12 protein-coding genes are annotated in these 14,191 nt (G+C 70.7%); 10 read left to right on the top strand and 2 right to left on the bottom strand.

Going from position 1 to position 14,191, the window contains the following annotated elements:
* The first annotated feature begins 218 nt into the window (after positions 1-218).
* Entirely contained in the window at positions 219-1,262 is a 1,044-nt protein-coding gene (locus tag ACFMQL_RS09480) for a hypothetical protein (protein ID WP_364069637.1), read from the top strand.
* Positions 1,263-1,281: 19 nt separating this feature from the next.
* On the opposite strand, the gene cysC is transcribed toward ACFMQL_RS09480, so the two are convergent.
* Together cysC and ACFMQL_RS09470 are read right to left on the bottom strand one after the other, a co-directional pair.
* Entirely contained in the window at positions 1,282-2,505 is a 1,224-nt protein-coding gene (gene cysC, locus ACFMQL_RS09475; protein ID WP_378785267.1) for an adenylyl-sulfate kinase, read from the bottom strand.
* Positions 2,506-2,573: 68 nt separating this feature from the next.
* On the bottom strand, positions 2,574-3,293 hold the full coding sequence (locus ACFMQL_RS09470; protein WP_364069641.1) for a methyltransferase domain-containing protein: 720 nt from the start codon (positions 3,291-3,293) through the stop codon (positions 2,574-2,576).
* Positions 3,294-3,355: 62 nt separating this feature from the next.
* Between ACFMQL_RS09470 and ACFMQL_RS09465 the strand changes: the two genes are divergently transcribed.
* From ACFMQL_RS09465 to ACFMQL_RS09425, 9 genes are all read left to right on the top strand, one after another.
* On the top strand, positions 3,356-3,742 hold the full coding sequence (locus tag ACFMQL_RS09465) for a signal peptidase I (RefSeq protein WP_364069643.1): 387 nt from the start codon (positions 3,356-3,358) through the stop codon (positions 3,740-3,742).
* A gap of 92 nt (positions 3,743-3,834) precedes the next feature.
* On the top strand, positions 3,835-7,323 hold the full coding sequence (mfd, locus tag ACFMQL_RS09460; protein WP_364069645.1) for a transcription-repair coupling factor: 3,489 nt from the start codon (positions 3,835-3,837) through the stop codon (positions 7,321-7,323).
* A 28-nt stretch (positions 7,324-7,351) separates the two neighbouring features.
* Complete coding sequence (locus tag ACFMQL_RS09455; RefSeq protein ID WP_378785266.1) at positions 7,352-7,933, top strand: SurA N-terminal domain-containing protein; 582 nt, start codon at positions 7,352-7,354, stop codon at positions 7,931-7,933.
* 2 nt (positions 7,934-7,935) lie between these two features.
* Positions 7,936-8,874: a MazG family protein gene (locus ACFMQL_RS09450; RefSeq protein ID WP_364069649.1), complete on the top strand. Its 939-nt coding sequence runs from the start codon at positions 7,936-7,938 to the stop codon at positions 8,872-8,874.
* A 143-nt stretch (positions 8,875-9,017) separates the two neighbouring features.
* The gene (eno, locus tag ACFMQL_RS09445; RefSeq protein ID WP_364069651.1) at positions 9,018-10,295 is read left to right on the top strand and encodes a phosphopyruvate hydratase; all 1,278 of its coding nucleotides are present in this window, start codon (positions 9,018-9,020) and stop codon (positions 10,293-10,295) included.
* A gap of 67 nt (positions 10,296-10,362) precedes the next feature.
* Entirely contained in the window at positions 10,363-11,055 is a 693-nt protein-coding gene (locus ACFMQL_RS09440) for a septum formation initiator family protein (RefSeq protein WP_378785264.1), read from the top strand.
* On the top strand, positions 11,045-11,533 hold the full coding sequence (locus ACFMQL_RS09435) for a DUF501 domain-containing protein (protein WP_364069655.1): 489 nt from the start codon (positions 11,045-11,047) through the stop codon (positions 11,531-11,533). Before ACFMQL_RS09440 ends, ACFMQL_RS09435 begins: the two co-directional genes overlap by 11 nt.
* A complete protein-coding gene (locus tag ACFMQL_RS09430; protein WP_378785262.1) occupies positions 11,524-12,474 on the top strand; it encodes an exopolyphosphatase in 951 nt (316 codons plus the stop codon). Before ACFMQL_RS09435 ends, ACFMQL_RS09430 begins: the two co-directional genes overlap by 10 nt.
* A gap of 197 nt (positions 12,475-12,671) precedes the next feature.
* The gene (locus tag ACFMQL_RS09425) at positions 12,672-13,814 is read left to right on the top strand and encodes a hypothetical protein (protein ID WP_364069659.1); all 1,143 of its coding nucleotides are present in this window, start codon (positions 12,672-12,674) and stop codon (positions 13,812-13,814) included.
* Positions 13,815-14,191 lie beyond the last annotated feature (377 nt).

Genomic DNA, 14,191 nt, shown 5'->3' with positions numbered 1-14,191 from the left:
AAATGCCCATATTTCGGTTTCTAGGGCTATTTCCCGGGCGTCTCTTTACCCGCCACGAGCTGGGCTAACTCTCACACTGGCTGAAGTTCCAGGAATGACATGGCAAGGTTCAGGTGTGACAGCCGGGGGTCGTTCGACGAGGGGGTTGGAAGACTTTGCTGCTACGGGGATTTTCGCGGAAAGCAACGACCGGTGTTCTCACGATGTCGCCGGCCGCCGTGTTGGCCGCTGCGCTGGTCACTGTCCTTGCCGCCTGCTCCACCGCCGCGGGCTCGCCCGTCCCCGCGCCGGTCCAGGCTCCCACGGCCAAGCAGGCGGCGGGGTCGCCCGCCTGCACGGCCACCTCCAGGCTGATCCCGTCCTGCGGCGCCTGGTGGGGCCTCGCGCCCGAGGTGTTCACCGGCGTCCCGATCGAGCAGGCGCTGCACGGCGCGGAGATGCGCATGGGGGCGGCCGCCGACGTGGTGCACGTCTATCACCGGGGCCGCGAGCTGTTCCCCACGCCCGCTGAGGTCAGGCTGGCCCGCGACCCCGACAGGCCGCGGCTGCTCATGGTCAACTGGAAGCCGTCGTTTCAGCACACCTGGGCGCAGATCGCCGCGGGCAAGCTCGACCGCAGGATCGACCGGCTCGCCGCGCACATCAGGCGCACCTTCCCCGAGCGGTTCTTCCTCACCCTGCACCACGAGCCGGAGAACGACGTGGACGTCTCGTCCGGCTCCGGCATGCAGGCCACCGACTACGCCGCCATGTTCCGCCACATCGTGCTGCGGCTGCGGGCGCAGGGCGTGCGCAACGCGGTCGTCGTCATGACGTACATGGGGGCGCCCAACTGGGCGGCCAAGCCGTGGTTCGAGGACCTCTACCCGGGTGACGACGTGGTCGACTGGGTGGCGATGGACCCGTACGCCGACGACCGGGTCCAGGACTTCGACGGGCTGGTCAACAAGACGCGCAAGGAATATCCGGACTGGCCGGGCTTCTACCGGTGGATGCAGGCGCGTTTCCCCGGCAAGCCGGTCATGGTGGCCGAGTGGGGCGTGTTCGAGCGATCGTACGACCGCGACTTCAAGCGCACGTTCTTCGAGTCCGTGCTGCGCCAGATCAAGAAATACCCGCAGATCAAGGCGCTGATCTACTTCGACTCGCCGCAGGCGCCGCGCGGCGACACCAGCTTCGACTCCGACGGCGGCGCCGACCGCGCCTTCACCCGGCTGGCCCGCGACCCCTACTTCCGCTCCACGCCCGTGCCCAGACCCTGACGATGCTCATGTGACGGGCTCAGCGCACCCAGCCGCCGGCCTTGATCGTGTCGAGCACGCGGGAGACGGCCGCCTCGATCGACAGGTGCGTGGTGTCGATCACCAGGTCGGCGTCGCCGGGCTCCTCGTAGGGGTCGGAGATGCCGGTGAACTCGGGGATCAGGCCGGCGCGGGCCTTGGCGTACAGGCCCTTGCGGTCGCGCCGCTCGCACTCCTCAAGCGGGGTCGCGACGTGGACGAGCAGGAAGTCGGCGCCCACCGACTCGACCATCTCGCGCACCTCCGCGCGGGTGGCCGCGTAGGGGGCGATGGGGGCGCAGATGGCCAGGCCGCCGTGGCGGGCCGCCTCGGCGGCGACGAAGCCGATGCGGCGGATGTTGAGGTCGCGGTCGGCCTTGGAGAACGTCAGGCCCTTCGACAGCAGCTTGCGCACCACGTCGCCGTCGAGGTAGGTGATCGTGCGGCTGCCGGACTCCAGCAGCGCGTCGCGCAGGCCGCGGGCGATCGTGGACTTGCCCGAGCCCGACAGGCCGGTGAAGAAGACCACCAGGCCGCGGCGGTGCGGCGGGCCGGGGATGTGCACGGGGTCGGGGCCCGCCATGTGCTCGGCGGCGCCGTAGGCGGTGGCGACGTGTTCGCGCAGCTCCAGGTCGATCTCCGGCTCATCGCGCGGCGCGAGTGGCACCGGGACGACGAGCGTGCCCTCGGGCAGCCGCTCCTGGGCGCGCAGCGCGGCGCGCACGACGGCCGGGCCCGCCTCGCCGTATGCGAGCGGCAGCAGCAGGACGACCGCGTCGAGCTCCTTGGCGGTGGCCGTCACCTCGTCCAGGTCGTCGAGCGGCCCCCGCATGGTGACGGCGAGCGCGGGACGCCCGCCGAGCTCCTCCTTGACCTGGGCGGGAGTGCGCCGCAGCCGGGCGAACGGGCCGTGCTCGGGCGTGCCGAGCGCCTTGACGGGGCCTGAGGTCAGCCCGTCGGGCTCGTGCCCGGTCACGGTGAGCGCAGCGAGCGGCAGCCCCTCGGGGTCGAGCAGCGTGACCTCGTCGCCGGGGGACAGGTCGGCGTCGATGTGGAGGGTGACGGGCGCGGGCCACGGGGTGCCGTCGGCCAGCGTGCCGCGCTCGTAGACGGTGTGCAGGTCGTCGTGGCCCAGGAACCCCGTCAGCGGTTCGAACGCGCCCGACAACAGGAGTTCGAGGTCGGCCAGCTCGCGCGGGTCGGGGGTCCACTCCACGTTCTGCATCCCAACTATTCGAGTGTGCTCGGTCCGTACCAGACCAGTGTGCCGCTCCGCGACGCCTGCCTCGACCGCTAGATGAGGCGGGCGAAGTGGTGCTGGGGCTTCCTGATCACCATCGTGATCTCGTCGTGCGAGGCGGGGAAGCGGCCGCTGGTCAGCTTGGACACCAGCGACACCAGGGCGGCGACGGGACGGCGGGCGCGGGCGGGGCCGCTGGTGGCGCGCTCGTCATCGGTGATCATCAGGCCCCGGCTCAGGCAGAACGCGTGCAGGCCGTCGCTGGAGGCCAGCGGCTCGTACACGGCGGGCAGCGGGCCCGGCGTGCCCGGCAGGACCAGGGCCCGCCACAGCAGCCGGCGCAGCCAGCCCGGCGTGAGGCGGTCGAGCAGGCCGTAGGCGGAGCGGCGGTCGCGGACCCGCAGCAGCACCAGCCCGCCGGGCCGCAGCGCCTGCAGCAGCCGGTCGAACACCAGCTCCGCGTGGCGCACCCGCTCCAGCAGGAACGACAGCTGGATCACGTCGAAGCCGCGCGGCGGCAGCGGCACCGAGCGCAGGTCGCCGAGCGAGTAGGAGACAAGATCGGCCCGCTCCTCCACCACCTTCCTGACCGCGGGCAGGTCCTCGTCGGCTCCGGTGGCCCTGGTCTCGATGTGGTCGAGCACCAGCGGCTCGCCGTGCGCGCACCCGGCGACCAGCACGTCGAGCCGCCGGATCGGCTGGCCGGCGCAGTGCTCGCGGAGCCGCTGCTCGAAGAGGTCGCCGCTGCGGGCGACCGATCGCACCTCAGACATGTCACCTACAGTAATCAACCAAGTGGAATCAGTAAGGCATTTCCCTGCTAGCGTCCTGCCCCGTGAGCGATCAGGCGGACGATCAGGTCTACGAGGGCGTCTACGTGGGCAACGCCAACGTGGACGCGCCGCTCGACAGGGGATGGCTGCTCGGTCACTTCAAACCCCCGGGCGACCCAAGACACAGCGAAGACGTCGAGATCAAGTGGGGCGTGCACCCGGCGGGCGACGAGCGGGCCGCGTGGGTGGAGAACGAAGTGCGCACCGCGCTGCTCATCCTGATCAGCGGCCGTTTCCGCGTCGAGCTGCCGGGCCGCAGCGTGCTGCTGGACAAGCCGGGCGACTACGTGGTGTGGGGCAAGGGCGTCGGCCACTCCTGGCGGGCCGAGGAGCCGTCCACGGTCCTCACCGTGCGCTGGCCCTCCGTGCCTGGTTACCGCGTCGGCTGAGCTTTCACGGCGAGTAGTCTGGTACGGAACCCCCGCGACCTTCCCCGTCCGGGGGTAGTCGTGTTGCCGTCGTGGGGCTGTGGGCGTATCTGATGAGTCTTTCCGGGCTACTTGACCTTGTTCGCGCCGACCCGAAGCTGACCGCCGCTCTCGAAGAGGGCGGCGACGTCGCGCTGGTCGCGCCCTCCTCGCTGCGTCCGTTCGGCGTGGCCGCCCTCGCCGCGCACGACCAGCGCACGGTGCTCGCCGTGACCTCCACAGAGCGCGAGGCCGAGGACTTGGCGGCGGCGCTGACCAGCTTGGTCGAGCCGTCGTCCGTGGCGGTGTTCCCGGCGTGGGAGACGCTGCCGCACGAGCGGCTGTCGCCGCGCAGCGACACCGTGGGCCAGCGGCTCGCGGTGCTGCGCAGGCTGGCGCACCCGGTCAAGGGCGACGCCGCCGCCGGACCGCTCAGCGTGATCGTCGCGCCGGTGCGCGCCCTGTTGCAGCCCATCGTGAAGGGTCTCGGCGACCTTGAGCCCATCAGGTTGCGCGCCGGTGACGACGCCGACCTCGACGAGGTGGTGCGCGCCCTGGTCGACAACGGCTACCACCGGGTCGACATGGTGGAGCGGCGCGGCGAGGTGGCGGTGCGCGGCGGCCTGCTCGACGTGTTCCCGCCCACCGAGGAGCACCCGCTGCGCCTTGAATTCTGGGGCGACACGGTCGAGGAGATCCGCTGGTTCAAGGTGGCCGACCAGCGCTCGCTCGAAGCGGCCGACGAGGGGTTGTTCGCGCCGCCGTGCCGCGAGCTGCTGCTGACCGACGAGGTGCGGGCCAGGGCGCGCGAGCTGGCCGGGGAGTACCCCGCGCTCGCCGAGGTGCTCGACCAGCTCGCCGACGGCACCCCGGTCGAGGGCATGGAGGCGTTCGCGCCCGTGCTGGCCGGCGAGATGGACCTGCTGCTCGACCACCTGCCCGCGCGGTCCGCGGTGTTCGTGTGCGACCCCGAGCGGATCAGGGGGCGGGCGGAGGAGCTCGTACGCACCTCGCAGGAGTTCCTCGAAGCCTCCTGGATCAACGCGGCGGCCGGCGGCGAGGCCCCCATCGACCTCGGCGCGGCCGCGTTCCGCACGCTCGAAGAGATCCGCGAGCACGCCTCGGCGCTCGGCCAGCCGTGGTGGACGATGGCGCCGTTCGGCGGCGGCGTCGAGCTCGACGCGCAGGACTCCGAGGCCTACCGCGGCGACACCTCCAAGGCGCTCGCCGACATCAAGGGCTGGCTGGCCGAGGACAAGGCCGTCGTACTGCTCAGCGAGGGCCACGGCCCCGCCGAGCGCATGGTCGAGCTGCTCAAGGGCGTCGACGTGCCGGCCAGGCTGCACGCCTATCTCGACAAGGCGCCCGAGCCGAAGGTCGTCCACGTCACGACCGGCCGCATCGAGCACGGCTTCATCACCCCGAGCCTGGCCGTGCTCACCCACCTCGACCTGGTCGGCCAGAAGGCGTCCACCAAGGACATGCGGCGCCTGCCCTCGCGCCGCCGCAACATGGTCGACCCGCTTCAGCTCAAGGTCGGCGACTACGTCGTCCACGAGCAGCACGGCGTCGGCCGCTACGTCGAGATGGTGCAGCGCACCGTGCAGGGCGCCACCCGCGAATACCTGGTCATCGAGTACGCCAAGGGCGACCGCCTCTACGTGCCCACCGACCAGCTCGACGAGGTCACCCGCTACGTCGGCGGCGAGTCGCCCACGCTCAACCGCATGGGTGGCGCCGACTGGGCCAAGGCCAAGTCGCGGGCGAAGAAGGCGGTCAAGGAGATCGCCGGCGAGCTGATCAGGCTCTACTCCGCGCGCATGGCCTCGCCCGGCCACGCGTTCAGCCCCGACACGCCGTGGCAGCGCGAGATGGAGGACGCCTTCCCGTACGCCGAGACCGCCGACCAGCTCGAAGCCATCGACGAGGTCAAGCGCGACATGGAGCGCGGCGTCCCGATGGACCGGCTGATCTGCGGCGACGTCGGCTACGGCAAGACCGAGATCGCGGTGCGCGCGGCGTTCAAGGCCGTGCAGGACGGCAAGCAGGTCGCGGTGCTGGTGCCCACGACGCTGCTGGTGCAGCAGCACATGTCCACCTTCACCGAGCGGTTCTCCAGCTTCCCCGTCACGGTCAGGCCGGTCTCCCGCTTCCAGACCGACGCCGAGGTCAAGGGCACGCTCGACGGCCTGCGCACGGGCGCGGTCGACGTCGTCATCGGCACCCACCGGCTGCTCAGCCCGGAGGTGCGCTTCAAGGACCTCGGGCTCATCATCATCGACGAGGAGCAGCGCTTCGGCGTCGAGCACAAGGAGGCCATGAAGCACCTGCGCACGCAGGTCGACGTGCTGGCGATGTCCGCCACGCCGATCCCGCGCACGCTGGAGATGGGCCTGACCGGCATCCGCGAGATGTCCACCATCCTCACCCCGCCGGAGGAGCGGCATCCGATCCTCACGTTCGTGGGGCCGTACGACGAGAAGCAGATCGCCGCGGCCATCCGGCGCGAGCTGATGCGCGACGGCCAGATCTTCTTCGTGCACAACAGGGTGGCCTCGATCAACCGGGTCGCCGCGCGGCTGCGCGAGCTGGTGCCCGAGGCCCGCATCGCGGTGGCGCACGGGCAGATGAACGAGCACCAGCTCGAAAAGATCATGGTGGGCTTCTGGGAGCGCGAGTACGACCTGCTCGTCTCCACCACGATCGTCGAGTCGGGCCTCGACGTGCCCAACGCCAACACGCTGATCGTGGACAGGGCCGACAACTACGGCCTGTCGCAGCTCCACCAGCTGCGCGGGCGCGTCGGCCGCGGCAGGGAGCGCGGCTACGCCTACTTCCTCTACCCGCCGGAGAAGCCGCTGACCGAGACCGCGCACGAGCGGCTCGCCACGATCTCCCAGCACACCGAGATGGGCGCCGGCATGTACGTCGCCATGAAGGACCTGGAGATCCGCGGCGCGGGCAACGTGCTGGGCGCCGAGCAGTCCGGCCACATCGCGGGCGTCGGCTTCGACCTGTACGTCCGCCTCATGGCCGAGGCGGTGCAGGAGCAGAAGGCCAAGCTGGCGGGCGGCGAGGTGCAGGAGGAGCAGCAGGACGTCAAGGTCGAGCTGCCGATCAACGCCCACATCCCGCACGACTACGTCACCTCCGAGCGGCTGCGGCTGGAGGCGTACAAGCGGATCGCGGCCATCGCCACCCCGATGCACATCGACGAGGTGCGCGCCGAGCTGACCGACCGCTACGGCAAGCCGCCGGTGGAGGTGGAGAACCTCCTGGAGGTCGCGCGGTTCCGCATCAAGGCGCGGGCGGCCGGGCTCACCGACGTCACCTTGCAGGGCCAGAACATCAAGTTCGGTCCCGTACGGCTCAAGGAGTCGCAGCAGGTGCGGCTCGACCGGCTGTACAAGAAGGCGATATACAAGCAGGCCGCGGAGACGCTGCTGGTGCCGGTGCCCAAGACCAAGCCGCTGGGCGGGCAGCCGCTGCGCGACCTCGACTTGCTCAAATGGTGTGGTGACCTGGTCGAGGCGATGTTCCTCGAACCCGCCCGGGTAAGCTAGCGGCGGTTTCCGGTCGGAAGGGACGTACGTGAAGTCGATACGAGTGGCTGTGGCCGCCGCGGCGGCCGCCGTGGCGCTGTCCGCCTGCTCCTCGCCCATGCAGGCCGGAGCCGCGGCCGTGGTGGGCAACGAGCGCATCTCCATGAGCAAGCTCAACGATGACACCCAGGAGTACATCGCCGCGCTCAAGCGGGCGAACCTGGACGAGTCGGCGCTGAGCGTGCCGGTCTCCCAGGCGGTGCTGCGCCGGCTGGTCGACGTGGCCGCGTCCAAGCAGCTCATGGCCCGCTACAACGTGGAGGTGAGCGAGAGCGAGGTGGACGCCACGCTCAAGGACCCCGGGCAGTACGAGTCCGCCGAGATCAACCTCCTGGCCAACGCCGTCTCCCCGGCGGACGCCCGCGACTACGGCCGGGCGATGACCGGCCTGCGGAAGCTGCAGGAGCAGTTCGGCCAGTCCGGGCAGCAGCGGCTGCTCGACGAGTTCAACTCGATCAAGCGGATCGTCAACCCGCGCTTCGGCAAGCTCAACACCGACCAGAAGCAGCCGGGGCTGTTCGTCGACGCCGGCAGGTTCGGCAAGGCGGGCGAGCAGGCGGCGCAGGGCTGATCGTGCCGCTGATCGTCGTCACCACCTCGCCCCGGGTCGCGCCGGGCCTGCTGAGCCATCAGGCGTGGCAGGCGCTGCGGTCCGGCCCGGTGCTGACCGGCTCGGCCGACCACCCGCAGCTTCCCTACCTCGCGGACGCCGGCATCGCCGCCGAGGTCGTCGAGCCCGACCCGGCGGCGCTGGCCCGCCGGGCGGTGGCCGAGACCGTGGTGTGGCTGGCCGAGCACGACAGCGAGGACTTCATGCGGGCGGTCGGGCAGGCGGCGATCTCGCTCGACGAGCCACCGGTCATCGAGGTCGTCCCCGGCTCCTATGACCTGCCGGGGGCGCGGGTGCTCGACCTGGTGGCGGTGATGGACCGGCTGCGCACCGAGTGCCCGTGGGACCGCAAGCAGACCCACGCGTCGCTGGTGCCGTACCTGCTCGAAGAGGCGTACGAGGTGCTGGAGACCATCGAGCAGGGCGACTACGCGGCGCTGCGCGAAGAGCTGGGCGACCTGTTGCTCCAGGTGGTCTTCCACGCCCGCGTGGCCGAGGGCTTCGACATCGACGACGTGGCGGCCGGCATCGTGGAGAAGCTGGTCAGGCGGCACCCCCACGTGTTCGGGTCCGTACGCGCGGAGAGCGCCGACGAGGTCAACGCCAACTGGGAGGCGATCAAGGCGGCGGAGCGCGCCGCCAAGGGCACCGAGTCGGTGCTCGACGGCGTGCCGATGGGGCAGCCCGCGCTGTCGCTGGTGGCCCAGCTGCTGCGCAGGGCCGAGCGGGCGGGCGCGCCGGAGTCGCTGTCGGCGGCGGTCGGCCAGGGGGTGGCCAGGGAGCTGTTCGACCTCGTACGCAGGGCGGCCGAGGCGGGCCTCGACGCCGAGGCGGAGCTGCGCGGCGCGGCCCGCGCCTACCGCGACCGGGTGCGGGCCTGGGAGTCCTCCAGCCCCCAGTAGAAGTGCGCAGTAGAAGTGCCCAGTAGAAGTGCCCAGTAGAAGTGCGCAGTGGAGGTGCGCCGCGGCGACCTGAGAGCCTGCGCGGGGTGGCCGTACCGATAGGCTCTGATGGCATATCAGCTTTCGATTGAGGAGCGCATCCCGTGGCTACCATCGAGGTCGTATACGCGCGCGAGATCCTCGACTCCCGGGGCAACCCGACGGTCGAGGTCGAGGTCATTCTCGACGACGGCAGCAGGGGCCGGGCGGCCGTGCCGAGCGGGGCGTCCACCGGCCAGTTCGAGGCGGTCGAGCTGCGCGACGGCGGTAAGCGTTACGGCGGCAAGGGCGTGGAGAAGGCCGTGCTCGCGGTGACCGACGAGATCCAGGAGGAGATCAACGGGATCGAGGCCGAGGACCAGCGGATCATCGACCAGATCATGATCGATCTGGACCGCACGCCCAACAAGGCCAAGCTCGGTGCCAACGCCATCCTGGGCGTCTCGCTCGCCGTGGCCAAGGCCGCGGCCGACAGCGCCGAGCTGTCGCTCTTCCGCTACCTTGGCGGCCCCAACGCCCACGTGCTGCCGGTGCCGATGATGAACATCCTCAACGGCGGCGCTCACGCCGACACCAACGTCGACATCCAGGAGTTCATGATCGCGCCGATCGGCGCGGAGTCCTTCCGCGAGGCCGTGCGCATGGGCACCGAGGTCTACCACGCGCTCAAGGGCGTGCTGAAGGAGAAGGGCTACGCCACGGGCCTGGGCGACGAGGGCGGCTTCGCGCCCAACCTGCCCTCCAACCGCGACGCGCTCGACCTCATCCTGGCCGCCATCGAGCGGGCCGGTTACGTGCCGGGCGACGACGTCGCGCTGGCGCTCGACGTGGCGGCGTCGGAGTTCCACAAGGACGGCGTCTACACGATCGACGGCAAGGGCCTGTCGTCCGAGGAGCTGATCGCCTTCTACGAGGACCTGGTCGCCAACTACCCGCTCGTCTCCATCGAGGACCCGCTCGACGAGGAGGACTGGGAGGGCTGGAAGGCCATCACCGCCAAGCTCGGCGACAAGGTGCAGCTCGTCGGCGACGACCTCTTCGTCACCAACCCCGAGCGGCTGGAGCGCGGCATCAAGGAGGGCGCGGCCAACGCCCTGCTGGTCAAGGTCAACCAGATCGGCACGCTGTCGGAGACCCTCGACGCAGTCGACCTGGCCCACCGCAACGGCTACCGCTGCATGATGAGCCACCGCTCCGGCGAGACCGAGGACACGACGATCGCCGACCTGGCCGTCGCGGTCAACTGCGGCCAGATCAAGACGGGCGCTCCGGCCCGCTCCGACCGGGTGGCCAAGTACAACCAGCTGCTGCGCATCGAGGAGGAGCTCGACGACGCCGCCCGCTACGCGGGTCGCGCGGCGTTCCCGCGTTTCCGGCGCTAGTTTCGAGTACGGCTCGCGGCACCCCGATTCTCCGGCCGCGAGCCGCACTTGAGGGGGTGTGCAGCAAGTGGCGAAGAGACCGCAGCTCACCGGGCGGGCGGCCATCCTGGCCGTCGTGGTGTGCGCGATCGCGATGAGCCTGGCCTACCCTGTGCGCGAGTACATCAGCCTGCGCCGCAGCATCGCGGAGCTGCGCGCCGAGAAGGCCAGGGTCGAGGCCGAGAAGCAGGCGCTGCTGGCTCGCGACAGGCAGAGCGACGACCCCAACTGGATCAAGAAGACGGCGAAGGAGCGGCTGCACTACTGCGGTCCCGGCGAGAAGTGCTACGTGGTGATGGAGCCCGAGCAGGGCAAGGCGCAGGCGGCGGTCAAGCAGCCCGCGCAGGTGCCGCCGTGGTACGAGACGCTGTGGGAGTCGGTGCAGGCCGCCGACAAGGGCACCGGCCGCAGGGCCGTGACCGGGCAGCAGGGCGCCGCTCCTTCCGGGAAGCCCGGTGCGGAGCCGAGCGGGAAGCCGGGCGGCGAGCCCACCAAGGAGCCGAGCGGGCAGCCGAGCGGCAAGCCCACCGGGCAGACCACGAAAGAGCCCGCGAAGCCGGCGAAGGAACCCACGCAGGAGCCGGCGAACCAGTCGAGCGGGCAGTCGAGCGGGCAGCCGAGCGATGAGCCCACCGGGCAGGCCACGAAACAGCCGACCAAGGAGCCCACGGGGCAGCCGGCCGGAGGGTCGGCGACAGGAAGGGAACGCGTTGGACAGTAAGGACGTCGAGGTCGTCGAGCGGCAGCTCGGACGGCCGCCGAGAGGGCTGCGCGCGGTCGCGCACCGTTGCCCGTGCGGCAACCCCGACGTGGTGGAGACCGCGCCGCGGCTGCCCGACGGCTCGCCCTTCCCGACTCTTTACTACCTGACCTGCCCCAAGGCGGCCTCGGCCATCGGCACCCTCGAGGGTTCCGGTCTGATGCGGGAGATGCAGGCCAGGCTGGCGACCGAGCCGGAGCTGGCGGAGGCCTACCGCGCGGCGCACGAGGACTACCTGGCGCGGCGTGACCAGGCGGCCCGCGAGCAGGGCATCGAGCCGCTGCCGCCGGGCATGCAGAGCACGGGCGGCATGCCGGAGCGGGTCAAGTGCCTGCACGCACTCGTGGCCCACGAGCTGGCGGTGCCCGGGATCAACCCGTTCGGCAGGGAGGCGCTGGACGCACTCCCCGACTGGTGGAGTGACGGACCATGCGTGTAGCGGCCATCGATTGCGGCACCAACTCCGTACGCCTGCTCATCGCCGACATCGGCGACGGCACGCTGACCGACGTCGAGCGGCTGAACGAGATCGTCCGCCTCGGCCAGGGCGTCGACCGCACCGGCAGGCTCGCGCCCGAGGCGCTGGAGCGCACGTTCGCGAAGATGCGCGAGTACCAGGAGCTGATCGAGCGCCACGGCGCCACCGCGACCCGTGTGGTGGCGACGAGCGCGACCCGCGATGCGGCCAACCGGCAGGACTTCGTGACCGGCGTACGGAAGATCTTCGGGGTGGAGCCCGAGGTGATCACGGGCGCCGAGGAGGCCGAGCTGTCGTTCACGGGCGCCACCAGGGGTCTTTCGCGCCTGTCGCCCGAGACCGAGGTGGCGCGAGGCTCGCTCGCGCCCTACCTGGTGGTGGACATCGGCGGCGGCTCCACGGAGTTCGTGGTCGGTTCCGTGCACGCCGAGGGCGCGCTGTCGGTCGACATCGGCTGCGTACGGCTGACCGAGCGGCACCTGCGCGACGCCGGAGACCCGCCCAAGGCGGAGGCGCTGGAGGCGGTCGTCGCCGACATCGAGGCCGCGCTCGACCGGGTCGAGGCCGAGGTGCCGGTGCGCAAGGCGAAGACGCTGGTCGGGCTGGCCGGCTCGGTGACGACGGTGTCGGGCATCGCGCAGGAGCTGCCCTCCTACGATCCGGCGCGCATCCACCACTCCCGCCTGTCGGCCGAGCAGGTGCACGAGGTGACGCGGCGGCTGCTCGCGATGACCCACGAGGAGCGGGCGCGGATCCCGGTGATGCATCCCGGACGCGTGGACGTGATCGGCGCGGGGGCGCTGATCCTCGACCGCATCGTGCGCCGGTTCAAGTTTTCGCGGGTCGTCGTGAGTGAGCACGACATCCTCGACGGGATGGCGTGGTCTCTCGCCCGAAGCTGAAGAAATCCGGACATTTCCGGATTCGTGATCGTCTTGAGCCCGCGATCAGTATTGTGCTTCAGTAAAGAGGCAAAACGGGGGCTTTGCCATGTGTCATGCGCGAAAGGCGCAGGCTTGGCGACCGTTCCCGAGCGCGTCTCTTCCCTCAAGGAATGGAGCACTCTCACATGATGTCTGTTGGGTTAGCGCGTAAGGCTGTGGCGTTCAGCGCCTCGTCGGCGGCCCTGGCGGCGCTCGCCGCGGGCCTGGTCGCCGGGCCCGCCCAGGCCGCCACCGCGTCGAAGCCCAAGGTCACGGCCACCACGCCGAAGGCCTCCCCGCGGGCCCACGAAGGATCGTGTCCGGTCACGGTCAACTTCTCGGCCAAGATCAAGGTGCCGGTCAACGGCAAGACCAAGCTGGCCTACCGCTGGCTGCACGGCGACGGCTCCAAGAGCAAGGTCAAGGAGCTCACGGTCAAGGGCAAGGGCACCAAGACGGTCACGGTCAAGCAGTCCATCACCTTCAAGGAGGACGTCAAGGGCTGGGAGGCCGTCCAGGTCCTCGGGCCCAAGAAGTTCACCTCGAAGAAGAGCTACTTCTCCGTCTCCTGCGTGTCGCTCAAGGAGGTCGTGCGCGACCACGGCCCCAAGATCAACGCTCGCGCCTGGACGAGCTACAGCTCGTACGCCCACCGCTGCGCCCCCGGTGACAAGGTCAACTTCACCGGCGTGATCAGCTCCTCGCGTCCGGCCTGGGTGCGTTACCGCTGGGTCCTCAACGGCCACACCGCCGACTACGGCAAGATCAAGGTGCGCGACTCGCGCAAGGTCGGCTTCAGCATCTCCCCGCGTCACAGCCAGCGCGGCTGGGCGCAGCTCCAGGTGCTGAGCCCGGACAGCGAGTCCTCCAACAGGACGTACTACAAGGTCGCGTGCAAGGACGGGCACGAGGCTCCGAAGCCGCGCGGCAAGGTCTCCGCGTCCGCCAACGCCACGGTCGTCGGCAGCTGCACGGTCAAGGCCACCGGCTCCATCACCGCCACCGGTGCGGGCCGGGTCTCCTACCGCTGGTCGCTCAACGGCCGTACGGTGAGCAACGGCCAGACCTACTTCGGCCGTGACGGCGGCACGATCCTGGTGCCGGCCTTCTCCACCGAGCTGAGCGGCCCGGACGCCAAGGGCGGCGTGGTGACGCTGACGGTCACCGGACCGAACAACAGCGACTCCTCCAGCGACCGCTACCCGGCCTGCCGCAAGGCCCCGGCCGACAAGCCGGAGCCCAAGCCGTCGGCCACCACTCTGCCCGCGCCCGCGCCCGAGGCCACGACGCTGCCCGCCACCGAGGACAGCAAGGCCTGACAGGCACTGAGTGAACGGGAACGGCACGGACGCCGCCGGGTAACGCCTCTGGCGGCGTCCTGGGCCCGTCCGGACGGCACCGGTCGGTGCCGCCGGGCGACGTCCGGGCGGACCGCGCCGTGACGCCGAATCGAGCGGTTCAACCGGGCGGCACCTTCGGGAGCCGCCCGGTTTTCCGTTCGCTCGTACGCGTGCCGCGGGCGCGCATCACTCCCGCGTGCGCCGCGGGCGCGCAGGGTTTCCGAAAAGGTCGTTGCGCCCTGCCCGAGTGGCCGCGTAAGGGCCCGACTGCGGGTGCCGCGGGCGCGCAGGACTCCGATCAAGACGTCGCGCCCTGCCCGAGTGCCTCGTCAAGGTCCGAGCGCTCGAAGTGATCG

It is taken from the genome of Nonomuraea fastidiosa, assembly GCF_042751225.1.
Taxonomy (GTDB): domain Bacteria; phylum Actinomycetota; class Actinomycetes; order Streptosporangiales; family Streptosporangiaceae; genus Nonomuraea; species Nonomuraea fastidiosa.
Note: the sequence above shows the minus strand (reverse complement) of the source record. Positions and strands in the feature narration are given on the sequence as shown.